Origin of the sequence: uncultured Fibrobacter sp. (genome assembly GCF_947166265.1) — a bacterium.
Lineage (GTDB): Bacteria > Fibrobacterota > Fibrobacteria > Fibrobacterales > Fibrobacteraceae > Fibrobacter.
In genome coordinates, this window is sequence record NZ_CAMVDO010000002.1 from 157001 (window position 1) to 181933 (window position 24933).

The window sequence follows — 24933 nt, forward strand, 5'->3', positions numbered from 1 at the left end:
AACCTCACTGCGGATTTTCAATCAAATAAATTTCCCAATCAGCTTCGTTCCTGCAATACAGGTCGGCCGAGAAATCCCACACACGGTCCTTGTTTGCGGCAGGGGCCACGGCGTTCGGGCTGAGAGGCGCAATAATCGTCTTTTTCCCGGGAACAAGGGTGGAATCCACCTTGATGGAATCATGCTTTTCGGTCGGAGGCGGCTTGATGGTATCCGTAACGCTCAAGGTAGGATCTTCTTCGATCTTTTTACCACAAGTCATCTGGGACACGCAAGTATCGCCATTCGAAAGCAAGAACTTCCAAGCCGATTCTTCGGGTTCGATAAGGAGCACCGTATCCTTGAACGTGTAGGTCCACTTATTCTTTGTCGAGTCGGGCACAACCGTTACATCAAGTTTCTTCGTCTTGGCGGCGGGATTCTTGAAGTCGGTGTCGCGGCACATACGGTAAGGGCGACCTTCGTAGCGGCCGGCATACAGGAACTGCTTTTCGATAAGACTCGAATCAATCTTGATCGTCTTGATGAAAGCGAGGTCCTGGGTAGCCGTAAAGCCGAAACGGTGGTAATTCTTGAAGGCGGTGCGATATTCCACAGCACGCTGGCCATCGATATTGATGTTACCTTCTTCGTCGGTCATACCGTTACGGAATGCCGAAAGGCCCGGCCACTGGTCTTCGGAAAGCCCCGCATACTGCGTAAAGAGCGTCTTGACGGAGGTTTCGTCATCGAAGAACACTGCGACTTCGGAACTGTCGTTCATCGAAATCGTGTACTTGTTCACCTTGATCTTCACATTATTGGAATCCGATGCCGTCAAGGGTTCCGGAGCCTTCTTTTCTGCCGCAGCAATCAGCATAGAGTCAAGCATCTTTTCGCGAACAACCTGCATATAGGCTTCGTTAGAATCGGCAATGACCGCAATCACCTGGTACTTTGCCAGATCGGGATTCGCCTTGGAATATTCCGTCAAGGAAAAGTCATCGGGCCAGTTTTCGGAAATGGGAGCATCGATGCTGTCCGCAGAGCATGCGCCAAACACCAATGCCATGGCCAAACCCAAACCAAGTTTAAATTTCGTTTTCATATCCATCTCCTAGAACAAAACCGTAACGTTGCCCATGAGCAACAATTTGTTCAAGCTCAATTCAGAATCAACCATGGTCGAAACTTCGGGATTTTCTTCGCTTACAACGCTAGCCGAGTAGTTGACCTTGTTCGTCAAGAGACCACCCTGCAGGTCGAGCGTGGCACCTGCGCCAAGCTTAATCTGGAGGCCACCCATGGCAAGCATTTCGCTAGCATCCTTCACAATAACCGTTGCAGTTTCGTTCAGGGCAAGGCCGTTATCGCCAAATTCCTTCTTGAGCATCTGCACGCCACCAAGAACTGCGAACGGACCCCAGACATCGGCCGTGAGGCCACCCACAACGCGCGACGTCTTGCGCTTTGCACCGGCACTTTCATCACCAGCCTCGTAAGAACCCTGAACAATCAGGCGACGGTCAAGGCCAAGGAGCGGAGCGGCGTTAAAGCCAAGGCCTGCGCCAATGGTCGTGAATTCGTCATCGTTGGATTCCTGGAGGAACTTGGAAAAGCGGAGGTTCAGGGTCACGGCATCGTTCCAGCCGACATTTGCGTTCACGGAAAAACCCTTACGGTCGGGGGTTGCAAGCCCCATGGGCATCGCCATATTCACGGACGGATCAATGAATTCGGCAGCGGCCAGGTATTCCATGTACTTGTAGGCGACAGCCTTGTAGCCGTTCTTGTAGAAATGGCCCAGCTTGTAGTTGTTGTTCAGGCGGCCGAAGGTATAGTAGGAATCCTTCCTCTTCGCTTCAGCGTTACCCTGGTCAAGAATCGCCGTACCTTCATTCTTGCTCATCAAGTTCTGCTGCTGCAGCACATTGGTGTTGTAGATAGAGAAGTACATGTTTTCGAGGCTTCCGTAACGGAAACGTTCCAGGACGGCTTCGTTCGAACCCGTGATAATCGCGTCTCCATTCAGGATAGTGGTATTCCCCACATAGTAGCTGGAGGCAGCCTGTTCGGACCAGAAGTCTTTATCGTTACTGACGTAGGTACCCTTGAGGTCGAACTTGATGCTTCCGATTTCACCGGCCACGTAAGGAGACACGTTGAAGGCAATCCCCTTGCGTTCGTCGATTTCTTCCTTGTGCCAGTTGTATTCAGTCTTCTTGGACTTGATGAGGTAGAAAAGCGTATCGTAGGCGACAGCACCCGTATCGTCGAGGACGTAGCCGTTCTCATCGAACCGTTCGTAGCCCATACCCTTTACGCTAAGAGTTTCAATCGTATCCTGAGAGTAAGCATCTTCGGTGTAGGTCCACTTGGATCCAGCAAATTCAGACTGGATACCCGCGTGAATGGCGCCATTCATGACCATATCCTTGGAATCGAAATTCAAGATTCCAGAATAGACCATGTTGTCTTCGTAATACATCGCCGGAATGTGGGAGTCATCGCGAGAACGAGAGCTCTTTTCGCGGTCGAAGGTGTACACGTAGTTACCGCCCAAGGTAAGGCCGAAAGCTTCGACACCGGCATTTGCGCCAGCCATGTAGCGGTCGCTCCAGTCGAAGTCAAAGAACACTTCGTCGTTCTTCTTGGCGATGTTACGGATACGGGCTCCGGTCATCTGCACGTAGAAGTTGGAAAGGGGACCCATTTCGAAGCTGTTGTACCTGAAGTTCAGGCCCTGCAGCAAGCGGTTAGAAGATGTGTCCAGGGAACGCAGGGCAAGCGCTTCGCTACGCTTTGCGGCAAAGATTTCCGGTTCCTGCAGGATTTCGGTCTGGGGAACATAAATCGTGAGCGGAGTGTAACCGACACGCATATAGCCCAAATTGAAATCGACGTGCTTGTCAAGAATCTTGCCATCGTAGCTGAACCAGTGACCAATCACCGGGTTGATCGGTTCTTCGTAGGCTTCCTGCCAGTCCTTATGCAGGCGAAGTTCGACCTTTGCCTCGGTTTCTTCGCTCGGACGGGCGCGAACCACCAGGTTTACGTCGGTGTAGGCCTGGTTTTCACGGTAATCCTGCTGATCGAGCAGCTGGTCGGAACTCAACTTGGAAGAAAGGACGCCTGCCTTGGCTGTTCCACCCAGACGAAGTCCCATCACAGAACTATTGAGAGAATCGAGCGTTCCTGCAAGGTTTTTCTGCTTTTCAACCAGGGTGGAGTCCGCAGCGCTTGCAAATGCCACAGCTCCGCAAAGGAGAAGCGAGATTCTGGAAGTCATCTTAAACATATCGTTATACCATTTCATCTTGCACCCCCCTTAGAAATTGACGTTCAAGACTGCTTGAACAACAGCCTGGGAGAATTTATGCTTGTATTCGGGAACCACAACTGCGCTGCCGTCCTCGTTCACCATCGGATTGCCTTCGGCATCGTTCACCGCGATTTCGGCGTAGTTCGGCATATTGGAGCCAACGACACCCGAAGTGGTGTTATAGGTGTTTTCCGTAGTGATCCAACCGTAATTCAAGGCGAGATACACGCCATCGCCCACGGTGTAGTCGAGGCCGACCATCCACTGCATCTGCTTACCCTTCAAAAGCGGGTTCACATAGCCCGGGGAATACTTAGCAGAGGAAAGGGCATCCAGTTTCATGTCGATCATCTGAAGTCCTGCACTCAAGCCGAGGCGCGGCATGTACTGGACATAAAGACCGGCGTTGATAAAGTCGAGGCTGAGTTCACCCTTGTCGGCGATAGGCATAACGGCCTTGGCTTCGTCCGTCAGTTCCTGAGTCTTTACGGAGTGCTTGTAGCTACCCGAAAGTTCGAGCGGGAGGGTAAAGCCGAGCATCTTGAAGACGTTCCACTTGAGTCCGCCGCCATATTCCATGAATTCGGCTTCCTTAAAGGAGACGTTGTCGCTCTTGTCCTGCTTGAGCATGGTGAAGAGGCCGCCCACTTCCACGAAGTCGTTGAAGCCCACCTTAAGGTCCGCCTTGGCACCGTTTCTGTTCGGGGTAGCAAGACCATTCGGCAAGCTCATCTGCACGGCCGGATCGAGCATGGTGCTCATCAGGGCGAGTTCCTTGCGGGTGTACACCAGGTTACGCCAGGAGTTTTTCACCATCGGAGCGATGTTGTAGCTCTGGGTCTGTCCCTTTACGGTGGGGTCGTCAGTGTTAGCGAGCTGGGTCGATACCGGAGTGAACTTCGGATCGAAATAGTAGAGGGCACCGAAAGTGGAGTACAAGGGGGAATTCACGCCGTAACGGATCGTGTTACCATCCTTGTCGGTATTCAAAATGCGCGAGGCAAAGAACTGCGGCGACTGGGCCAAGTTGTTGTACCAGTTGCTGTCGTTCATCAGGTAATTTGCAGAAAGCTGGACGTTCAATCCGGCAGGCATCTTGTAGCCCGCATTCAAGGTCACCAGGAGAGCCTTGCCGTTGTTATCGACTTCCTTTCTTTCGACGTTCTGGATTTCGGAACCGTCTTCGGCAGTAGTCGTCACTGTTTCGTATTCGTAGAGCTTGTCGCTAGACATCGCATATTCACCCATGAGATCCAAGGTGAGTTCCTTGTTTGCCATGAGGCCCGCGACATCGACACCGAGACGTCCAGCAAAGACCGTCGTACGCTGCGGATCCAGATCGAGCGGGTTGATGTAGTCCGGCTTGTATTCGCCCAAATCGAAGGACGTCGGGTTGGTCACCATGCCAAGAGAACCATCCTCATAGGACTGCAACTGTCCATCGACAATCACTTCCTGGTTTTCGGGGCGCATGGTGCGGGTGAAAGAGGCGCTATCGTCAAAGACGTACATTCCCGTGAATCCGAGGAATACGTTCTTGTTCACCGGCAGGTATTCGAAGTTACCGCTCAACATCCACTTGTCCATGTTGGCAGACTGGTAAGAGCCCGGATAGACTGCACCGTCGTTTACAACGGAGTTTCCGCCATTCGGAAGCAAGTTGCCGTTTGAGCCGGAGAAGTCCAGCAGCTGGACGCGACGCAGACGTGCAAAGATACCTTCGAGGCGAACTTCACCGGCCATACCGCCAAAGTCGTTACGCAGCTGGAGGTTTACACCCTGAAGGTTACGCTGGTTACCTTCGATCATGGCGTTACTCATTGCCATTTCACGACCACGCGTAAAGATCATGGGTTCGTAAAGGATTTCGTCGATACCCGACGGTGAATACAGCGTAAGGGGGCTGTACTGTTCGCGGAAGTCACCGACCACCCAGTAGAAGGCGCTGCCGATATTACCTTCGACATTCAGCCAAGGAACCGAAATGCTCTTTGCCGAACTGGCAAAGTAGTTCTGCATGCCCGCTTCAAAACGGAGAATCGCGTTAAAACGAACCGCGTCGTAGGGGCGGAAATGGAAGCCGAGGTCTGCCGTCACGAACTGGGAACGTTCTGCGTTAGGCATCTTGTTCAGCTCGGCCTTTTCCTGATCGGAGGACATATAGACGTTGTTGAGCACGCCCTTGATGTTTCCGTCAATTTCAAGGCCACGCTTCGCTTCGAGGGAGTCCTGCTTTGCCTTCAGCTGCATGTTCATATCGTAATCCGATACAGCGGATGCGGCAGTAGCCGTAACAAGGAGAGATAGTAATAACTTATACATCTTTTTCATACCATTGACCCCTTAGAACCAAACCTTTGTTTCTGCAGTGATAAAGTGACCGCTCCAGTTGTTTTCGGAGACGTAGTTATCCGTATGGGTCGCCCACTTATAGCGCATGTGAAGACCCGCACGCGGAGAGAAGTCCCAGTCGAAACCGATACCGAGAGCCGTCTGATAGTAGTCGAGAGGAGCCTTGGTGTAGGTCGTCTGCGACGTAGGAATCAGGTTGCCGTAAGCACCACTTGCCACAATGCCACCGACGCGGACGTCGTCGTTTGCAACCGTATAACCGTATTCAGACTTCCAGGTTTCGAAACCGACCTGGCCCACCAGGTGGAGAGTCGGAGTGAGTGCGAAGGTGGGTTCGAAGAGGCCGTAGAAGCTCCAGAGCAACATGTCGCTCTGTTCTTCGCTGTAGGCGACCGGAGCAAAAGTCTTCGACACACCGGAAATTGCTGCATAGCCGGACATCATCAGGTTGCGGTCGGTACCGAACCAGTGACCGATATCGTAACCACCGTCAATCGAGAGGTAAGAAGACCACTTGGTGTGTTCAGGAACTTCCTCGGTCTTGATCTGCTTTGCGTCTTCATAAGCGACAAAGGATTCCCAAAGTTCCCAGGTTCCACCGTAAAGGCCACCGCGCTGACGTTCCATCTTGCGGGCAGGAGTCAGCACACCGGCACGGTTCACGTAGCCGTCAGCCGAAGTTGCGTTACCCGAGTCAGCCCAGAAGATTGCGTTGTACTTGGTCCAGGAGTTGGTGCTTTCCCACATGTTGCGGCCGTTCAAGCGGTAGTTGAACAGGATCACGTCCTTGCCCTTTGCCACCTGACGGTGCTGGGCGTACTGAACGCCCAAGCGGCCACGGTTGAATTCCGGTTCGAACTTGAAGTTCAAGCCAGCCATGTTAGGACCATAGCGCATGGCACCGCCGTTCAGGTAGAATTCATCCTTACGCCAGCTGCGGAAGCGCGACGGATCGGTGATGCCGTACGGAGAGAAGAAGTTTTCGGAGAAGTAGACACCTTCGATCGTTGTCGGGAGCCAGTCGAGGTGCTTATCCTGCACCTTGACATAAATACCGAACGCCGGAGTGGAGGTTCCCGTAGAGACGGAATCGCGGTTGTAAATGCGTTTGTTTTCGTTACCCACGTTATGGAAGGACGTCGAATCGTCCCAGCTCAAACCGAGATCGGCCATCAAGTAGAATTTCGGGGTGAGGTTACCCTTGATATCCATGGTTGCAATTTGGTTGTTTTCGAAATGCGGTTCGCCTTCGAACTTGAGCTTGGTCCAGGAACCGACAAATTCGTCTTCGTCAATGAGACCGTCATCGTAGAACACGCCCATGTAGTTCGCACCGAGCGTCATACCGTCAAGAATCTTGGTTTTCGCAAGTCTTGCGTGGTAGACATCGCCACGGAAATCGTAGTTACCGTCCATTTCAAGTTCGCTGGGCTGGCCACCGTAAAGGCGCAGACCGTCGCGGGTACCGGCATCCATGTCCTTGGGCTGAGAAATCATCGCCTGGGCGATAAGGCCGAACGGCATATTGTACACGTTCATGAACACGCCACCGAAAGAGCGGTTTGTCCAGAAGGCGCGGCCGCCTTCCTTGACGGGCTTGAAGGACTTTTCCTTATAATAGGTAGAAACAGTCTTTTCTTCTTCGAAGGTTTCATACTGCCAGGCAAAGCGAGGCATCGTTTCACGTTCCCACATGGTAAGGGGAGAAGCGCATGCCCAAATCACACCGCCCGCAGTCACGTAGGCGCCGAACACGGAGGAACGGATATCGACACCGAAGTTCATTTCTTCTTCGACGGATGCCGGCGTGTAGTCGGAGTTATGATCGAACGGGACACGTTCCCAGTTGTAGCTCGGGTTCGTGTTCGGGTTCTTAGCCAAATAGTTTGTATAGAGACCCGTGAGATCGAACGGGAAGGTCATATTGCTCCACAACGTCATGTAGGAGTTGGGCATAAGGACCATGTTCATCTTGAGGGTTGCGTCCACAAGCGTACGAGCCTTGTCATCGCCGTACACCGGAGCGATTTCGGTATAGTCGAAATTCTTGACGCGGAAAGCCATGTAACCGGAAACGGCGAGAGGAGCATCGTCCTTTCCAAGCAGCGTGGATTCCATGTTGTTGGAAAGCGTGTCGAGATCCGCTTCGATAGCGGCAACGCGCTGTTCTGCGGTCATTTCCTTAGGAATATAGATAGGAGCAATCGAAGGTTCCTTTGCAGGGGCAGCCTCGGTGGCAGCACCAGCCAACTTAGGTTCTTCGGCCGGAGCAGAGGCTTCGGATTCGGCAACGGAAGTTTCTTCGACAGGGGCGGAATCATAGGAATCGGCCACGGATTCTTCGGAAGAAGATTCCTCTTCGGAGGCGGCTTCTTCTACAGGGGATTCCTCGGAAGATTCATCCTCGACCGCCGGTTCAGGTTCGGATACAGATTCTTCGGTCGCCGAAGATTCGTCACCGGAATACAGGTCATCGGCATCGAAATCTTGAGCCATCAAAAACGACGAGCAAAGCAGCACGGCTATAGATAGATTACGCATACAAACCTCTTAAATCTCGTTGCGGAACGGGTAATAGGCCGGGCCTTCGTAAGCCTTGCCATGTTTCTTGATGACGATATCGTCCATCCAGACCTTGAAGGACTCGTTTTCGTCTTTACGGACTTCGAGACGGAAACCCTTGAAGTTTGCCCAGTTGAACGGAAGCATCACTTCGCGAGTATTCTTGGCATCCCAGTAGACACCCGTCGTACCGAACAGCTTGAGGGGGATACTGAAACGGGTCCATTCGGTGGTGATTTCGCCGAGGCTCTTGGAACGGAGCTTCACCTGCAGGGATTCGCCACCGCTCTTCACACCGTCGTCCACGAGCACGAACAGGGCATTTTCGCCACCCTGCGCACCCTTGATCCAGAATTCAAGGACGCCATCTTCCATATAGGGAGTCAGGTCTACAGAACCGGCAATACAAATAGCCACACCGGAATAGTCGCTTGCGATAAGTTCGATTTCCATAGAAAGGGCACCTTCCATGGCGTACTTATCCGTGAGGACCGGTTCGGGGTTTTCACGCGGATACTGGTAGGTGTATCCACCGCCACGAGGAATAGCTTCACGCATCACGACAGTGACAATGTCCTTGTCAGGACGGAAAGGCTTACCTTCTTTAAGAACGAAGCGTCCGGCATCGCGGTCGCGGTAGCTGCTAAACGAGGCCGCATCCGCTAAAGAAACGGCAAGAAGCACGCCAACTGCGCACTTCAATATAGACGAGATTCTCATATGTTTCATACCTTAAGGAGTCTCCAAATTCAGACGGTGCCAAAATATAATCTTTTTTGGGAATATCGTTCCCGAAAAAATATTTTTCAAAGCACCCAATGCGAAAAATAACTCTTTTATCGCTTTACCGAAACATCCGAGAAATACAATTATGGTTTCCAAAGTAAACAAAAACGCGGAAAAAAGCGGTATAGAACGGGAAAATAAATTTACTTTTATACTTGTTGAACTTCATCATAGATTAGGGTTGTTTCTATGAAAAAATTACTTTACAGCGCTTTTGCCCTTTCGCTTACCTTCCTTATGCAGGGATGCAACGAGGAATCGTCCAGCACGGCTCCCGAACCGGATTCCTCCGAAAGCACCGCCCTTTCGTCGGCAAGCATCGACATTGAATCTTCCGAAACTGTGGAACTTCCCAACTACAGCCGCGCCATCGCCGTAAACAAGATGCTTGGCCACGGCATCAACTTCGGGAACTCCTGGGAATCAGGATACAGCATCACATCGTCGAATTTCGACCCGGACATGGTTTACGACTATCTTGACGGATACTGGAGTAACTCCATACAGGACGAATGGTTCCAAATCGCCAAAGATGCCGGTTTCCAGTCGATCCGTATGCCCGTTCGCTGGAACCAGACCGCCCTCCACGAGCCGCCCTACACCTTGCAGGCCGAACGTGTCGAAGGCGTGAAACGCCATATCAAGATTGCAAACGGCCTGGGAATGCCGGTGATTATCAACCAGCACCACTTTAACGAACTCTACGACAATCCGGAAAAATACATGGCCGCCTTCTACGGCATTTGGGAAAATGTCGCCGAGGAATTCAAGGATTTCGACAACGACTCGCTCATTTTCGAGATTCTGAACGAATCCAGAGGCAAATCCGACGCAGTCCTTGCCCAAATGACGGATAGCGCCATCAAGATTATCCGCAAGACAAACCCCGGCCGCACCATTATGATCGACCCGGGCGATTTCGGTAAGTTCGAGCTGATGGAGGTTTTTGCCGACATTAAGGACAGCAACATCATTATTGACGGTCACTATTACGAACCGTTCAAATACAGCCACCAGGGACACAACACCGACTGTTCCAACGGAGTCCTCTGGAAAGCAAACGACCAGGAAGCGCTTTTGAAAATCGTGAGCGACCTCAAAAGCTACGTGAACACCGCCAAGAGAGTTTTCCCCGGTAAGGACGGCACCCACATTCCGCTGAACATCGGCGAATTCGGGGCCTCTTCCAGGTGCGAAGCCGAAGGCCAGGATGACGCCAACAGGGCGCTCTACATCAAGGCCATTGTCCAGACGGCAAACCAGCTGGACTATTCATGGCATATCTGGGGATTCACGGGAGTCGGATTCGACATCTACGACAAGAGTACCGACGAATGGTACCCCGAAATTCTCAAGGCTCTCGCGCTAGACAAGTAATAGGCTGTAAACCGTAAGGGGAGCTTCGAGGAACAGCGCGGCCTACGGCCGAACAAGAGTGCCGCCCCAATGCTCGTCGAAAAAGGCTTGGAACAGAGGTTCCGGGCTTTTTTTAAGTTCATCGATAACTTCTGCAACGGGGCGCCCGCTGCGGTAAAGTTCGCGGTAGGCACGGGAAAGCGCCTGGATACGTTCCTCGGGAAATTCTTCCGGATGAAGGCGGAGGGCGTGCAGGTTCAGGGCTCCATAGCGGATGGGATTTCCCGATGCCTTGGTGCACGGGGGAACGTCGCGGTCGACCTTATGGGTTCCCCCCACGAAAGCGTAGGCGCCCACCTGATTTCGCTGCTGGATTGCGGTTACGCCGCCGATAGTCGCATATTCACCGATACGCACATGCCCGCCGAGCTGGCAGCTATTTGCAATGACGACGCCCGTTCGGATATCGCAGTCATGGGCGATATGCGAGTAGGCCATCACCAGCACCTTGTTTGCCACATGGGTGCATCCGCCCCCCTGCACCGTGCCACGGTTGAGAGTGCAGTATTCGCGAATGGTGCAATTTTTGCCAATTTCAAGACGGGTAGGCTCGCCTGCGTACTTCAAGTCCTGCGGAGGGCCGCCGAGGATCGACCCGTCAAAAACATGCGTATTCTTTCCGATGGACACCCCGCCGTACACATGCACGCGGGATTCCAGAACGACTCCTTCGGCAATTTCGGCACCGGCATCAACCAGGCACCAAGGGCCAATAACGGCGGTTTCGTGGACTTTGGCCTGCGGGTGAACAAATGCGGAAGGATGGATCATGACTTAAATTTACTAAATTTCGGCATATGGGCGGCATTATCATCGCATGTCTCACCGCACTGTACGTGCTCCTGTTCCTATTCTTTATCATAGGGGTTATCCGTACGCACCGTTACAAGGGGCCGAAGGCGACTCCGAGTGTTTCGGTCGTGGTGCCGATGCGTAACGAAGAGGAATTCGCGCAGCGCACCCTGGAAGCCCTCGCCGATCAGGATTATGTGGGCGAATGGGAAGTAATCTGCGTCGACGACCGTTCCACCGATTCTACCAGGGAAATTCTGGAAAAATTTGCAGCGACGCACCCGAAGTTTCGCATACTTTCACTGCCGCAGGACTTGCCGGTTATCGCAAGCCCCAAGAAACGCGCCCTCGAAAGCGCCTTCAAGATTGCCAAGTACGACATTCTTTTGACAATGGATGCCGACTGCATTCCGCGCAAGAGCTGGATTACCGCAATGGCGGGCCGCTTTGTGGACGGAATCTGCATTGTGCAAGGTCCAAAGCAGAACAACGGCAGCCGCACAATGCCGCACCTGTACCAGAAAATGGAAACGCTCGGCTATACCGCCATGGAAGCAGCAGGATTCAGCTGGGGCCATCCGATCGTCGCTTCTGCAGCGTGCCTCGCCTACAAGAAGGAACTGTTCTTTGCCGTGGGCGGTTTCGGCGACCTGGTGAATCTTTCGAGCGGCGATGACGACATGCTCATCCACAAGATGATGAAAATTCCGGGCACCAAGGTCTGCTATAACCTGGACAAGGACGCCGTCATCGAGACCGCGCCGGTGCATACCTGGAAACAGCTCTTTAACCAACGCGCCCGCTGGAGCAGCAACGGCACCAACTACGAAAACAAGGCGTACGTTTTGATGCTCACGCTGATTTACACCTACTACATCTGGATGTTCATCAGCCCCTGGTGCGTACTCTTTCTGGATTGCCCGTGGCAGTGGTGCGTATTCAGCATTCTGCCGAAAATCCTGGTGGACTTTGTATTCGTGATGATCGCTTCGTGGAAGCTGCATGCCAAGCGCAGGATGCTAGCGTTCTTGCCCACTGAAATCATCCAAATTCCGATGATCGTGTTCGCCGTACCGGCAGGAATCACCGGAATGTTTAGGTGGAAATAACCCTTTAACGTCATAAGCCTCACTGGATCCCCTCCCGCGCTTCGCTTGGTCGAGGATGACAGTAGGAATGACTAGAGGGCAGTTTTCGCCCAGGCGAGGGCGTCTTCGGCGTTTTTGATTTTGCCGTCGAGCTGCAGTTCGAAACTTTTCTTGATGATTTCACCCATCTGCTTTCCCGGTTTAACGCCAAGGTCCATGAGCATCTTGCCCGTCAGGTAGGGCTGCGGAGCGGCTTCCAACAGATCATATTCAGCGGCAGCCTTCCAAAGTTTTTCGGCGAAGTCCTGGTCGGCCACGAAGAATTCGCGAGGAGCACACTGGACCAGCAGGCAAAGGAGCTTCAAGCCGCCGAGCTTTACCGCGAGGCGGCGAAGTGCAGGAGCATCTTCCACAATCGAAGGGGCAATTTCACGGAACGCCTTCAGGAGCGGCGGTACAATCTTCAGGAGATGCACCTCGTTCGTGATACGTTCAAGGAACTTGAGCGACGTCTCGGCGCTGTCCGCAAGAAGAGCCGCAAAGGCGAATTCCATCGTCTGCGCTTCCGAAAGGGTGCAGGGCTTATTTTCCGCGAGGCAGGTGTCTCGCAACGCCGCCATATTGTCGAGAACCACGCCGAGCGTATCCCAGGAACTTTCGAACGGACGGATTTCAGGGAAATATTCGTCAAGCTTGATATCCAGGAATGCGCGAAGGCCAAGAGAGGGTTTCCCCGGCTTTAAGAGCCATTTCTTGAATTCCTCGAACAGGCGTTCCACCGAGAGGTCATCGAGCGAAAGCGTGCGGCAAAGTTCCACGGTCGAAGGAGCAAGCGTGCAACCGAAACGGCTCGCAAACTGCACCCCGCGCAAGATGCGCAGAGAATCTTCGGCAAAGGCGGGGCCCACATGACGCAATGTATGCGTTTTCAAGTCGTCGATACCGCCGTAAGGATCGCAGAGCGTGAGCTCCGGCAGTTCCATACCCATCGCGTTGATGGTGAAGTCGCGGCGGAGGGCAGCCTCCTTAAAGCTGAGTTTTTCATCGGTATGTACCACGAAGCCGCGGTGCCCGTAGCCGACCTTGCTTTCGGTACGCGGAAAGGAGAAGTCGAGAGAAAGTCCCTTCATGGCGAGGTGAATGACGCCAAACGCCTTGCCGACCAAGTTCGTGCGACCGTACTTCGAGAGAATCGGCACCAGCGCATCTTGCGCCATGTCGTAGACTTCAACATCGTAGTCGCGGCAGGACTTGCCCAAAAGGGCGTCGCGGACCCAGCCGCCCACCAAATAGGCGCGGCCACCCGCTTCGCGGATATCGTTTGCAATTTTCAGGAGGCGCCCCGGCAAATCCGGTTCGAACCATTCACCGGCAAGAGTCTGAATTCTAGCCATCTACTCAATCGCCCTACTGGAAGTTCCCGACATCGGCTGCAGAAGTATCCGGTGTTTCGGCTGGAACATTTTCCGCCGCGACATTATCCGCCGAAGGTTCAACGGACTTGTAGCGGTCATAGATACTCGTCGTCTTTTCGCCCGAGGAATCCTTGAGCGCCTCGGACACGGAGATTTCGCCGTCCTTGTTACCGTCCGAATTTTTAGAAGCAACCTCATTCGAGTCACTGGCCGCAGCGGATTTTTCCTTTGTAGAATCCGATGCAGCAAAGCGGTCATAGATGCTCTGTCGCGTCGCAGCGCCCGCCGCCTTTTTCTCGGCTTCCTGTTCACGGCAGACACGCAATTCTTCTTCGGCGTAGGCGCGCTGGTCGGGCGAATAGGTCATGGTGTTCAGGCGGTATTCCATTTCGTCGCACACAAGCCCCTGGCGCTCCCCCGCGCAGCCCCAAAAACAGGCGGTCACGGCAAGCATTAAAAAGAATAGGACGCGATTCATTTCTACCTCATAAATTCAAATCAGTGAATGATGATGAACTTTCCCTTTTTCACCTTGGAGCCACTATTGACAACGTAATAATAGACTCCCGGAGCGACCAACCGGTTCGAACCGTCGGTACCGTACCATTCCACTTTTCCACCCAGGACTTCGTCTTTTCGGAAAGCCCGGATCAAGGCGCCACCACGGTTATAAATGCTCACCACAGAATTTTCCGCAATACCGTCGATAGTAAAGCGGGCATGGACCTTGGGCCTATACGGAATCGGGTACGCCCGGAACTCCACCGTTGCCGAATCGGTCATATTCTTGCTGGCATCCTTCAGGTCGTTTCTCTGGTAAAAGCTCACACCCTTTTCATGTGCAAACCATGCCGTTCCATTCAGCGGATCAATCGACAAGTCCAGCACGTTATCGCTCAGCAAGCCATTCTTGGATGTCAAGTGCACGACAGACAACGTGTCCGGAGAAAGTCCCTTCCTTGTCAGACGGTACACGCCCTGATTCGTCGTTCCCGCCCACAAGTTTCCGTGAACATCGACATCGAGCGACGTATATTCGGCACCGAGCAATCCCTTTGTCGAAGAAGGCATAATCAGCGTATCGCGATCTTCGTCGAGGTAACCCAACGAAGACGTCGTCACAAACCAAAGCCTATCCGAAACCGAATCGTACGCAAGGTCTATAGGCGGCGACGTTACACCGCGGAACGTCTTTACCGTATCGCCACTTGCCATTTCAAGAGCGCCGCCATTCGACTTGGGACGCACAAACTTGAACAAGTCCAGTCCACCATCGTCCGTAAGCATCATCCCATTACGGCTAGATACATAGACCCACCATTTTTGGTCGTCGCCGACCTTGGCATAAATCGCCTGCGGCATCCTCTTCTTGCCCACCTGACTTGCGCAATGGACTTCGCCGTCCTTGGTAACATAAATAACGCTATAGCCGCTACTGCTTGCCGTGGTCGTCAAAAAGCCTGACTGGTCCGGAGCGGCAACGGACATTGCCGAGATAGGATAGTTTTCAAGGAAATTGTCAAAGCATTGCCCGTCGGCAGGAGTCCAACGGTATTCCAGCTGATTTCCCCAATCGGAGTAAAGCTGGTAGACAAAACCCCAGATGTGGTAAAAGACATAACCGTCATTCAGGTGGGAAAAAAGCTTGAGTCGCGACGAATAGGCCGTAGTATACTGACCGTGGGCGTCATAGACATAATCCGACTGCTTAAATCCACCCATGTTGCCAGACGCCATCTTTCCATCCATCGATGCCACAAGTACGTTACCTGTCGGCAAGGCATGAATTTCATAGGTGTCATTCAAGGAGAAAAGGGCGTAAGATGACAGGTCCTTGACAGACGTTGATCCTTGAGGCCAGAAGGCAACAAGATCGGAACCGACAAGGTAATATCCCCCATCCGACTCGATTTTCCAGCGAACCCTGCTTGCACCCCCGTTATAAAGGAGAGTATCGTTCAGCACCGTACCGTCAATTTCAACCGTCTGCGCCCCGAGCGGTTCAAGCCCAGGCACCTGCGTACTGGGCGCCACCTCGGTCCATAGGGCAGGATCGTTCAGTCGCATATCCTTGGAAAGGTTTTTCCAGTCCATGAAACGCACATAGACCTTATTTGCCAACTGGACATAAAGGGAATCCCCTCGCACCAAAAGACGCTCGACACGGTTGATGGAAAGGTTCTGGGAGCCAATCCGGTCTACCGTCAATAGCGAAACCGAGCGAGGCAGGTCAAAAAACGCGAGACGGTCCTCAAAGCCGATCACCAAAATCGGTCCGCCCTGTTCTGCAACGCCAGGAAGCGCACGCACATTGTTTTTCACATAGGAGCGGTTGATGACGCGCCAGGAATTTCCGCCGTCATTCATAGCGACGACCATTCCGTATTCGGAAACGGCAAAAGTTCCGAGCGAAGAGGAAACGATGGAATAAAAATTCGACGTTTCTAGCCCGCGGTCAGAGTGATAGACGATATCATTGGTCTCGTCGCGGTAGCGAATTCCACCCCCCGTGGCAAGCATCACACCGTGACTGCCAAATGCAACAGCATCGTTAACGGGATACGGATCCGAAAACGCTCCCCAGTGGTCAACAGCAAACGCCTGCGCGGCAAGCAAAAGGGTTATTACAACTAAATAAAACTTCACTCCTCAAAATTACGAAAATTCACTTGCGCGCGTAAGCAGATCATCTAAATTCGGGGTTGAAGAATCCATTTTTTTCATCATGGACAAGTAAATGTCTTTCCTTTCGCGCATTTTCCTGAACGCAGACGCCTTACGCTTAAAGAAAGTTCCCTTGTCGACACCGCAATAACGGCAGGCCTCCTCCGCACGGATTCCGCCGATATTCGAATATTCGATGGCAAGCTTTTCGGAAACGTTAAGCCCAACCATAAGGCGGTCCAGCTGATGACGGACAAACTGCGCCCTGCGCATTTCGCAAACATCTCGGGCCACCTTGTTATCCGCATAGAGCTTACAACAGTCCGAAATCTGCCTCGAGACCTCTATCGGCAATCGCTTGCGGTACATGTCCATATAGGTATTCCGAACGACCGTCCTAAACCACGGAATAAGGGACTTATCATGATCCAAAACACCGGCCGAACGGCAAAAACGGAGGGCAACCTCCTGAAAAAGGTCTTTTGCAAGTTCAGCATCCCTACTCCGGGAACGACAGAGTTTGTAAATTTGGGAGGAATTTTTACGCCACACTCGATCCACCCAGCTGGAGGGGGCGTCTGTTAAAATTCTTGATTTACTCATATTCAAACAGGAATTTTGACAGCAATCTTTCAGTTGAGAATAAATTTATGAAATTAAAAGAAAAAAAACGGATTTTTGAGAAAATTGCAAACAACTGTTTGCAGCTATCAACAGCTTTTTTCATTTTCGCCCTAGGATTTACAACTTATCCACAATCCGCATACGCGCAGGAGTTCAACATGAACTCGATGCCGCCTCCCGAAATGAGCATGGAATACTCTGCGGGGGCACTCAAGGACGGTGGAAAACTTACGGTCAGCGTCACCATTTCGGACAAGTGGCACGTGAACGCAAACGAGGTCACCGACGAATTCCTGAAGCCCTCTTCGATCGTGGTAAAGGCCGAGGGGATTGAATTCGGCGATGTCATTTGGCCAAAGCCCATCAGGGAATACAACGAGGCGCTGGAACTTGAAATTCTCACGTTCCGCGGAACATTCGAAATCATCGTTCCGGTGAAAAGCGTAAGCGACAACTACGACAGTCTCGGTACCGAAGCCACCTTCCATTACCAGGCCTGCGACAACTCCATTTGCCTTGCACCCGCAAGCAAGACGATTCGGCTGGACGGACGCCTCGGTGCCAAAAGAAATTTCCCCGCTGTAGGCGATTCTAAAAGCGACAAGATAAACGGCGCTGCAGGCCCTGCCACAGACAAAGGTAACTTAGGGAAAGCCCCGAACGAATCGATCGCATCAGTCGAATCCGAAACCGCTGCGTCTGCAGGAATCCTTGTGCTGCTCTTTTTCGCCCTTATCGGCGGACTGATACTGAACCTGATGCCGTGCGTGTTGCCGGTACTTTCGCTGAAACTCTTCAGCCTGATTAAGCAGGCAGGCGAAAGTCGAGGACGGCTCCTCGCTTTGGGAGGAGCCACAACGGCGGGAATATTATGCAGTTTCTGGGTGCTCGCCGCCGTTGTCGCCGCCGTCAAAGCCGGCGGCGGGTCCGCGGGCTGGGGCATGCAATTTCAGAGTGCAGGCTTTATCGCCTTCATGGCCGCCATCCTTACAGCGTTCGCCATGAGCTTTTTCGGCGTTTTTGAGCTGTGGCTCCCGTGGAGCGCCACCACCAAGATGGATGCCGCGGGTCACAAGGCAGGACTTGCAGGCGCATTTTTCACCGGTGCCCTTCTCGTCCTCTTAAGCACACCCTGCTCGGCGCCCTTCCTCGGAACCGCCATGGGATTCGCTTTTACCGCAAGTACCCCGGTGATGTTCCTGTTCTTTACGGCAGCAGGCCTCGGACTCGCACTCCCCTACATGCTCGTCAGCGCCTTCCCGAAAGTCCTCAAGGTCTTCCCGAAACCGGGTGTCTGGATGGTAAAATTGCAAAAGGTGATGGGAGTCCTACTGCTTGCAAGCGTAGCATGGCTTCTGTGGATCGTGTACGGACAAGCGGGAACATCGGGCATCGGCCTATTAACCATTATCGTCATCGCTAGTGTCGTCTGCAGCTTTGCCCTCGGCAAATTTGCGCCACCGGGATCTTCGTTCACACGGGAATCCGCCGGAATCGTCATCAGCGCAGCAGTCCTTTTTTCAATCTGGGTTGCAGCGATCGCCCCCGAATACGAAAAGAAGGCCACCGAAATTTTTAGTGCCCGTATGCAAGCGCAAAAGACAGAAGACGGCTGGTTCAACTATAACCCCGCCCTGATCAAGGATTTTGCAAAGATGAAGCGCACCGTATTCATTGACGTGACAGCCGACTGGTGCCTCACCTGCAAGGCAAACGAAGCCGCCGTACTCGACGATGACGACTTTCGACACGCCATGGACAGCCTGAACGTGGCCCTAGTCAAAGCGGACTGGACACGCGAAACCCCCGAAGTCAACGCCCTTTTGAAAAGTCTGAAAAAATCCGGCGTACCCGCTTACGTCATCTACCCCGAAGGGGACGTCTCCAGGCAAATCGTTCTTTCGGAAATATTGACTACCGACGACATCGTCGAGCAGATCACAAATAAATTCTAATCCGCGTTTATACTTCAGTCAGCCTTTTTCTCGGCTTTTTCGACGGCGGCCTCGAATTTTTCGGCCGCCTTTTCTGCAACAGCCTCGGCAGCCTTGATTTCGGCCTTCCACGGAGTAAGGCCCACCACGTTATCGACCGGGAGCGAAAAGGCGATCCCCTGCCCCATGGTGTCAAGCCCCGCCTTCTGGTAGAGGGCATGCAAAACGGCATCCTTGATCTTTGCATCCACCAGAATCATCACAATCTCTTTTTCGGGCTGGATCGCGATATGGAAAAACGACTCGGCTTCCTTGTTCGCCGTACCACGGGCATTCAGAATCGTACCGCCACGGGCACCGGCATCTTTCGCCGCTTCCATCACGGTTTCAGAGAATCCGGTATTCACAATACAAAAGATGACTTCGTGATTGAATCCGCTCATTTTTCGTTTCTCCGTACCGCATTGCGGTTGTCGCTTAAAAAGTTGAAGATGGACTTGCCGATAATGCTTGCCATGGGAATCGTGTAGGCAATGCCCTTGCCGCCCTCAATCGTGTTGAACTTTTCGGCAAGGCTTTCGAGGGCTGCCTGCAGCTGGTTTTCGCCAATCACGCTGATGATGACGGCGCGGTTAGAATCGGCAAGGCCCATGGCCGTCGCAATTTCACGCGGGGCGGTCCCCTGCCCGAACAGCACCATCTGCATATTCACGCCAAAAGACTGAATGTGGTCCATGTAGAAATCCGCCTTTGCACGGCTCACCACCGTAATCAAAATCTTGAGGCGGTTCATCGAGACCTTGGCACGCGTGTTTCCGCGCAAAGCCTTACTCCGAATTTTCTTTTCGATTTCCACAGTGCCCCCTACATAAAGTCGATAATCTGTTCGTCGTCGGCATCCTGGATGCGACGCATCATCATACGGTTACGGAGAGCCGTCGAGACGGTCGCCCTGAAACCGAGCACCTGAATGGTAATCAAGGGCGTCATCGCGACCATCGCGACAATACCGAAAGCATAGTTCAAAATGGAATCGCCCCCGTCACGGATAACCGCACAGGCACCAATCGCAAGCGGAAGGATAAAGCTAGAGGTCAGCGGACCGCTCGCGACTCCACCCGAGTCAAAAGCAATCGCCGTATAAAGTTTCGGGACAAAGAACGAAAGCCCAAGCGAAATAAAGTAACCTGGAATCAGGTAGTAAATAACCGGGAAACCGACGATAATGCGAATCATCGAAAGGCCTATGGAAAGCCCCACGCCCACCGAAAGCGCAATCAGCATCGAGCGCTTAGTCACAAGGCCTCCCGTCACCTCTTCGACCTGCTTGTTCAAAACGTGAACGGCGGGTTCTGCAAGCACCACCACCATTCCAAGCACAAAACCGGCCGCCACCAGCGCATGGGGCATATTACCCAACTGTTTGCCCAGTTCAAAACCGATCGGCATGAACCCGACCGCCACGGCCGTCAAAAACACCACCAGGCCCACGAACGTGTACACAATGCCAAACGCCATCGGGATAAGCTTGTTCCAGGAAAGGCGAAGCACCGTCAGCTGCAAAAGCATGAAAAAAATCACGATGAGCCCGAGAGCGACAAACACCTCTACGGCAATGTCCACAATGGTCGGCAGGAAATTCGACCCAAGGCAGGCGTCAATGGAATACGCCGATTCTGAAAGCTGATAAGTGAGGTCACCATGTGAAAAAATCACAAGACCCATGAGCGCGATAATAGGGCCCACCGAGCAAAGCGCAATCAGGCCGAAGCTGTTCTCGTTCGCGTTCTTACCGCCAATGGCACCTGCCACACCCACGCCAAGCGACATGATAAAGGGAACCGTGATAGGCCCCGTCGTCACGCCCCCCGAATCGAACGACAGGGGCACGAACATGTCCTTGCCGAAGGTCACCATCAGCATGCCGAACATGAACAGCAGCATGTAAAAGAAGATGATAATCGTCGAAAGGTCACGCTTGAAAACGATTTTCACAATCGAAAGGCCAAGGAAAAGGCCCACCCCGATACCAATCGTCGCGATCAGGAGCGTAGGTTCCACCGCGTTTTTCACCTGTTCGGCAAGCACCGAAAGGTCGGGTTCAGCAACCGTAATGAGCACGCCCATCACAAAGCACACCGAAGCGAGCAACTGCAGGCGCCGCGACTTGGTAAGGCCCGACCCCACATGTTCACCCATCGGGGTCATGGCAAGGTCGGCCCCCAGGTTAAAAAGGCCGATACCCCCCGTCAAAAACACGGCACAAACACAGAAAACGACCAGCTGCTTGAAGGTGAGCTGCACAAGCGGCGTAAACGACACCGCAAGCACAATCAGCGTCACCGGCAATACCGAGGCGAACGCCTCGCGCAACTTGTCCAGCATAATCTTAAACATCCTCGGGAAATATAGAAAAACGCAAGAAAATGCACTTTTTTATAATTATTTTTCGTAAAAGATGCAACCGACGGACATTTTGGGGCATCAAAAGGGTACAATGGACGAAAAAGTGATACTTCAACACCTGCAAGAAGGTAGCCGCGAGGCGCTCGCGATGCTGTGGGATTCCCATAGCGGCCACGTGCTGAACCTAGCCTTCCGCATGCTGAAGGATCGCGACCAGGCAGAAGACATCCTGATGGATGTCTTTGTGCAGATTCCGAAAGCGGTGCAGGGTTTTCGCGGACAGTCCGCTATTGCGACATGGCTCTACAGGCTTACGGTAAATGCCTGCCTGATGAAGTTGCGCAGCGACAAGCGCCACCGCGAACTTGAAGAGGAACACCTCGAAGTTATCGTGGAATCGGCACTCGGCAAAGAGAAAAGCGTCAACGAAAACTTCGACCCGGAACTTTTGGGAATGGGGCTGAACGCACTCCCCGCCGAAACGCGAAGCATGCTCTGGCTGAAAGACGCCGAAGATTTGGACGTGAAGGACCTCGCCGAAATCTACGGGATGCCCGAGGGCACCATCAAGGCACGCCTCAGCCGCGCAAGAACTTTCGTCCGGAACTATTTGAACGAAAGATGCCCGACCAAGTCGGACAAAACCAATGGCAACAAGAAAGGAGCTTAACCATGTCTACTAAAATCGACTTCTCGAAAATGGAGCGGCTCACTCCTCGGGCTGACTCGTGGGACAAGGTCTGCGCCCGCCTCGACGCCGAAAAGTGCATACCCCTCAAGGCCGCCCCCAAGAATATCATTTCGATCAAGAGCTGGTACAGCGCGATTCCCCTGGCCGCAAGCTTTGTGCTTGTAAGCCTGACCGCGATTTTGCCGTCTTTCTCGAACGACATCGAAGGTAACGAAACCATTCTGGCCGACAAGGCCTCTACCGAGTACGTTTCGATCAACAGTTCCGCGCCGTCCGAAGTTCTGAGCTGGTACGAAAGCCTCGGAAGCTCCACCAGCGACGAATTCGAGACCCTCGAGGAAACCGTAGGATTTAACTATCTCATAAAGGAGTAACTCTATGAACGGAAACAAACTCTTCGCGGCAAGCATTGCGATTCTTGCCCTCGCCCTAGGATTTTTCCTGGGAACACTCAAAGGCGACTGTTGCTGTAGCGGCATGGGCATGTCCTGTTGTAAAAAGGGCGCCCCCTGTGAACACAGCGCGATGAACGCCCCCTGCGACTGTATGAAGGGACTGCCCTGCTCTTGCGAAAAGAACGGCCAGCCCTGCCACTGCCCGAACTGCGCCAAGCACGGCCACAAGGGTCCGCACGGTGACTTTGACAAGGGCCACGGCCCTAAGCACAAGGGCAAGATGGATTTTGCCGCCATGGATTCCCTGTTGCAGGTGACCCCGGAACAGAAGGCCGCCATCGAAGAAAGCCGCACCAAGGGTGACTCCGTCTTTAAGGTTCTCCGCAAGCAGAAACACGAAGCGGAAAAGGCCCTGGGCGCAGCGCTTGAAAGCAGAGACGCCGCAGGTATCGATGCTGCCAAGGCAAAGGTACTCGACGCTGACAAGGCCCTGCTCGAACACCGCATCAACGGAATGGCCGCGCTCGGCAAGATCCTGACCGCAGAACAGTTCGAAAAGTTCAACGCTTTCCACAAGGAACAGATGAAGAACTTCAAGGAGCGCTGGATGAACGGACCTAAAGGTCCTGGACCGCACCCCGGCATGGGCCCTGGCCCGCACGGTGAACACGGCCCGCATGAAGGCTTCCCGCCTCCCCCGGCAAACTAAAAAAAACTAGAATTTGATCCTTGATAAGCAACAAGTCCTCGGCAGCAATGCCGGGGACTTTCTTATAAACAAGCGACGTTTCTCTAGTTACTTTTTCATGAACGAGAGGTTCTGCGCCACCCGGAAAATGCCTTCGGCACGGTGCTTGTTGTTCGCCGAAATTCCGTTGAGCATCTCCAAGAAACGGGTCAGCTCCAGTACGCCGCCGCCCTGTTTGAGCACGTGTACGGAGCAAAGCGAAATCACGCCGAGCGAAGAGTTAATGATATCCAGGTCGGTGTTTGCCAACTGGAATGCGGCCAGCTGGTAAGCATCTTCGGAATTTCTCTTGATGCACTTGTCGATATCCCCCAAGGTCCTGAAGCCGAAGGAGACAAATACGCTCAAGAACCGGGTGAGAGACGTCTCGTGGATTTCAGCCTGGTTGATGGAGGCAATTTTCTTGTTCAGCATGTCGAACGGACGCAATTGCAGGTAGTTGCCGAACGAATCGCCGTTCAGCTCCACTTCGTCGAAGCTGCCGGAACTTACCAGGGACTGCACCTGACGACGGTAATCGTTGATTCCCGAACGGATCAGGCAGAACTGTTCGTCGACCAGTTCCAACATTCCCGCAAGGCGATTCAAGTTGCGCAGGTACTCCTTGGGAACCTCGAAGCCAGACTTGTAGCCGGTATCGTGGTCGAGCACAGACCAAACATGCTGCAGAGCCGTACGCATCTGCACCTCGAAACGGATTTCGTTCAGCTGCGGATACTGAGGATCAAAATACCTTTCCTTGGGCAAGCGGCAAATGTAATGCAGCGAATTATAGCCGAAACTATGGATCTCATGCATCTTGCGCTTGTCAATACTGTTTTCCCAGTCAATTTCAAACAGGCGCCCCACAAGGGCCGCAATCTTGTCGACTTCATCGCTATAGAAGGTGATGACGCGGACACCCAGGATATCCGTCAGGTCCGAAAGGGAACTGTACTTGCCCGACTTGCGCTCTAGTTTGCCCGCAAGGCTATCTTCCGCCTTGACGCGGCCCTCGATCGCATTGATGTAGATTTTATTTTCTGCAATGCTTTCGCGAAGGATGCGCCTAACCACCCGCAACAGTTTTTCGAAAAGAATATGCTGTTCGCGGAACTCCTCCAAAATCATCGTTTCCCTTGGAGGAAGCCCGTAGTTCTTTTTTGTTTCTTGTTCCATAGGATTCCTACTTCCCAAAAACCTTGTCGATCGTTTCTGTAAATTCGTCGTAGGCGAACGTTCCCTTGAGGCTTGCAAGGGCCCTTGCAAGTCCGCGGAAGTGCCATTCGTGAGAAGCGGCATCCTTGACGCAGAACAGGTCCCACACCTTATCGCCAATCGCCTGGTAGTCGCGGCTGATAGCGCGAATATTGCTCAGCTTGTCTGCGAGCGCAACGATTTTCACTTCGTTGGAGGCCGATGACAGACGTTCAATCGCTTCTTCCTTGCGGAGCCGCCAACTTTCCTGACGGCTCTTTCCTTCGAATTCGATATCGGATTCCGCCTCGACGAGCTGGGCGACGCGCTTACCGAACTCGCGTTCGACATCCTTGAGCGTGACGTCGGTGTCTTCGACGGTATCGTGAAGGGCTGCAGCGGCCAGAAGCTCCTGGTCGTTGGTCATGGTCGCCGCAATCGAGACCGCTTCCATCGGGTGCACGATGTAGGGGAAACCTTTCCCCTTGCGTTCGGCCCCCTGGTGCGCCTTGACGGCAAAAACAATCGCTTTATCGAGAACTGAAGTATCCATAGCTTAAATGTATATTATTAGACGAGTGAA

21 protein-coding genes are annotated in these 24933 nt (G+C 53.0%); 6 read left to right on the forward strand and 15 right to left on the reverse strand.

Features of this window, described 5'->3' with window-relative positions:
• Positions 1–4: 4 nt before the first annotated feature.
• The 5 genes from Q0W37_RS01905 to Q0W37_RS01925 are packed head-to-tail and all read right to left on the reverse strand — an operon-like array spanning position 5 to position 8944.
• The gene (locus Q0W37_RS01905) at positions 5–1087 is read right to left on the reverse strand and encodes a hypothetical protein (protein ID WP_297698234.1); all 1083 of its coding nucleotides are present in this window, start codon (positions 1085–1087) and stop codon (positions 5–7) included.
• Between the two features lie 9 nt (positions 1088–1096).
• Entirely contained in the window at positions 1097–3295 is a 2199-nt protein-coding gene (locus Q0W37_RS01910; RefSeq protein WP_297698236.1) for a hypothetical protein, read from the reverse strand.
• A 12-nt stretch (positions 3296–3307) separates the two neighbouring features.
• Entirely contained in the window at positions 3308–5632 is a 2325-nt protein-coding gene (locus Q0W37_RS01915) for a hypothetical protein (RefSeq protein WP_297698237.1), read from the reverse strand.
• Between the two features lie 12 nt (positions 5633–5644).
• Positions 5645–8194, reverse strand: a complete 2550-nt coding sequence (locus tag Q0W37_RS01920; protein WP_297698239.1) for a hypothetical protein — start codon at positions 8192–8194, stop codon at positions 5645–5647.
• A gap of 9 nt (positions 8195–8203) precedes the next feature.
• Positions 8204–8944 carry a sugar-binding protein gene (locus Q0W37_RS01925; protein WP_297698241.1) on the reverse strand — a complete coding sequence of 247 codons (741 nt, stop codon included), beginning with the start codon at positions 8942–8944 and terminating at the stop codon, positions 8204–8206.
• A 246-nt stretch (positions 8945–9190) separates the two neighbouring features.
• On the opposite strand from Q0W37_RS01925, the gene Q0W37_RS01930 reads away from it, so the two are divergent.
• Positions 9191–10378 (forward strand): cellulase family glycosylhydrolase, encoded by a 1188-nt coding sequence (locus tag Q0W37_RS01930; protein WP_297698243.1) that lies wholly within the window; start codon positions 9191–9193, stop codon positions 10376–10378.
• Positions 10379–10420: 42 nt separating this feature from the next.
• On the opposite strand, the gene lpxA is transcribed toward Q0W37_RS01930, so the two are convergent.
• Complete coding sequence (lpxA, locus tag Q0W37_RS01935; protein ID WP_297698244.1) at positions 10421–11188, reverse strand: acyl-ACP--UDP-N-acetylglucosamine O-acyltransferase; 768 nt, start codon at positions 11186–11188, stop codon at positions 10421–10423.
• A 26-nt stretch (positions 11189–11214) separates the two neighbouring features.
• On the opposite strand from lpxA, the gene Q0W37_RS01940 reads away from it, so the two are divergent.
• Positions 11215–12318, forward strand: coding sequence for a glycosyltransferase (locus Q0W37_RS01940; RefSeq protein WP_297698246.1), 1104 nt, complete (start codon positions 11215–11217; stop codon positions 12316–12318).
• A gap of 71 nt (positions 12319–12389) precedes the next feature.
• Here Q0W37_RS01940 and Q0W37_RS01945 read toward each other — a convergent pair whose 3' ends face one another.
• From Q0W37_RS01945 to Q0W37_RS01960, 4 genes are read right to left on the reverse strand one after another with little or no spacing between them, the layout of a single operon-like run.
• Positions 12390–13691 carry a CCA tRNA nucleotidyltransferase gene (locus tag Q0W37_RS01945; RefSeq protein ID WP_297698248.1) on the reverse strand — a complete coding sequence of 434 codons (1302 nt, stop codon included), beginning with the start codon at positions 13689–13691 and terminating at the stop codon, positions 12390–12392.
• A gap of 13 nt (positions 13692–13704) precedes the next feature.
• The gene (locus Q0W37_RS01950) at positions 13705–14190 is read right to left on the reverse strand and encodes a hypothetical protein (RefSeq protein ID WP_297698250.1); all 486 of its coding nucleotides are present in this window, start codon (positions 14188–14190) and stop codon (positions 13705–13707) included.
• A 20-nt stretch (positions 14191–14210) separates the two neighbouring features.
• Positions 14211–16358: a hypothetical protein gene (locus Q0W37_RS01955; RefSeq protein ID WP_297698252.1), complete on the reverse strand. Its 2148-nt coding sequence runs from the start codon at positions 16356–16358 to the stop codon at positions 14211–14213.
• A gap of 9 nt (positions 16359–16367) precedes the next feature.
• Positions 16368–16979: a sigma-70 family RNA polymerase sigma factor gene (locus Q0W37_RS01960; RefSeq protein WP_297698253.1), complete on the reverse strand. Its 612-nt coding sequence runs from the start codon at positions 16977–16979 to the stop codon at positions 16368–16370.
• Between the two features lie 179 nt (positions 16980–17158).
• Between Q0W37_RS01960 and Q0W37_RS01965 the strand changes: the two genes are divergently transcribed.
• Positions 17159–18955 carry a thioredoxin family protein gene (locus Q0W37_RS01965; RefSeq protein ID WP_297698255.1) on the forward strand — a complete coding sequence of 599 codons (1797 nt, stop codon included), beginning with the start codon at positions 17159–17161 and terminating at the stop codon, positions 18953–18955.
• Positions 18956–18969: 14 nt separating this feature from the next.
• On the opposite strand, the gene Q0W37_RS01970 is transcribed toward Q0W37_RS01965, so the two are convergent.
• Genes Q0W37_RS01970 through Q0W37_RS01980 form a run of 3 tightly spaced genes read right to left on the reverse strand, consistent with a single transcriptional unit; the run spans position 18970 to position 21331 of the window.
• Positions 18970–19377, reverse strand: a complete 408-nt coding sequence (locus tag Q0W37_RS01970) for a P-II family nitrogen regulator (protein ID WP_297698257.1) — start codon at positions 19375–19377, stop codon at positions 18970–18972.
• Positions 19374–19790: a hypothetical protein gene (locus Q0W37_RS01975; protein ID WP_297698259.1), complete on the reverse strand. Its 417-nt coding sequence runs from the start codon at positions 19788–19790 to the stop codon at positions 19374–19376. Before Q0W37_RS01975 ends, Q0W37_RS01970 begins: the two co-directional genes overlap by 4 nt.
• 8 nt (positions 19791–19798) lie before the next feature.
• Positions 19799–21331, reverse strand: coding sequence for a DUF1538 domain-containing protein (locus Q0W37_RS01980; protein WP_297698261.1), 1533 nt, complete (start codon positions 21329–21331; stop codon positions 19799–19801).
• 112 nt (positions 21332–21443) lie between these two features.
• On the opposite strand from Q0W37_RS01980, the gene Q0W37_RS01985 reads away from it, so the two are divergent.
• Genes Q0W37_RS01985 through Q0W37_RS01995 form a run of 3 tightly spaced genes read left to right on the forward strand, consistent with a single transcriptional unit; the run spans position 21444 to position 23135 of the window.
• On the forward strand, positions 21444–22010 hold the full coding sequence (locus Q0W37_RS01985; RefSeq protein ID WP_297698263.1) for a sigma-70 family RNA polymerase sigma factor: 567 nt from the start codon (positions 21444–21446) through the stop codon (positions 22008–22010).
• A 2-nt stretch (positions 22011–22012) separates the two neighbouring features.
• Positions 22013–22405, forward strand: coding sequence for a hypothetical protein (locus tag Q0W37_RS01990; protein ID WP_297698265.1), 393 nt, complete (start codon positions 22013–22015; stop codon positions 22403–22405).
• A gap of 4 nt (positions 22406–22409) precedes the next feature.
• Positions 22410–23135 (forward strand): Spy/CpxP family protein refolding chaperone, encoded by a 726-nt coding sequence (locus Q0W37_RS01995; protein WP_297698267.1) that lies wholly within the window; start codon positions 22410–22412, stop codon positions 23133–23135.
• Positions 23136–23222: 87 nt separating this feature from the next.
• Here the strand turns inward: Q0W37_RS01995 and Q0W37_RS02000 are convergent, their stop codons facing one another.
• Positions 23223–24332, reverse strand: a complete 1110-nt coding sequence (locus Q0W37_RS02000) for a (p)ppGpp synthetase (RefSeq protein ID WP_297698269.1) — start codon at positions 24330–24332, stop codon at positions 23223–23225.
• 7 nt (positions 24333–24339) lie between these two features.
• A complete protein-coding gene (locus Q0W37_RS02005; protein WP_297698271.1) occupies positions 24340–24903 on the reverse strand; it encodes an HD domain-containing protein in 564 nt (187 codons plus the stop codon).
• Between the last annotated feature and the right edge of the window lie 30 nt (positions 24904–24933).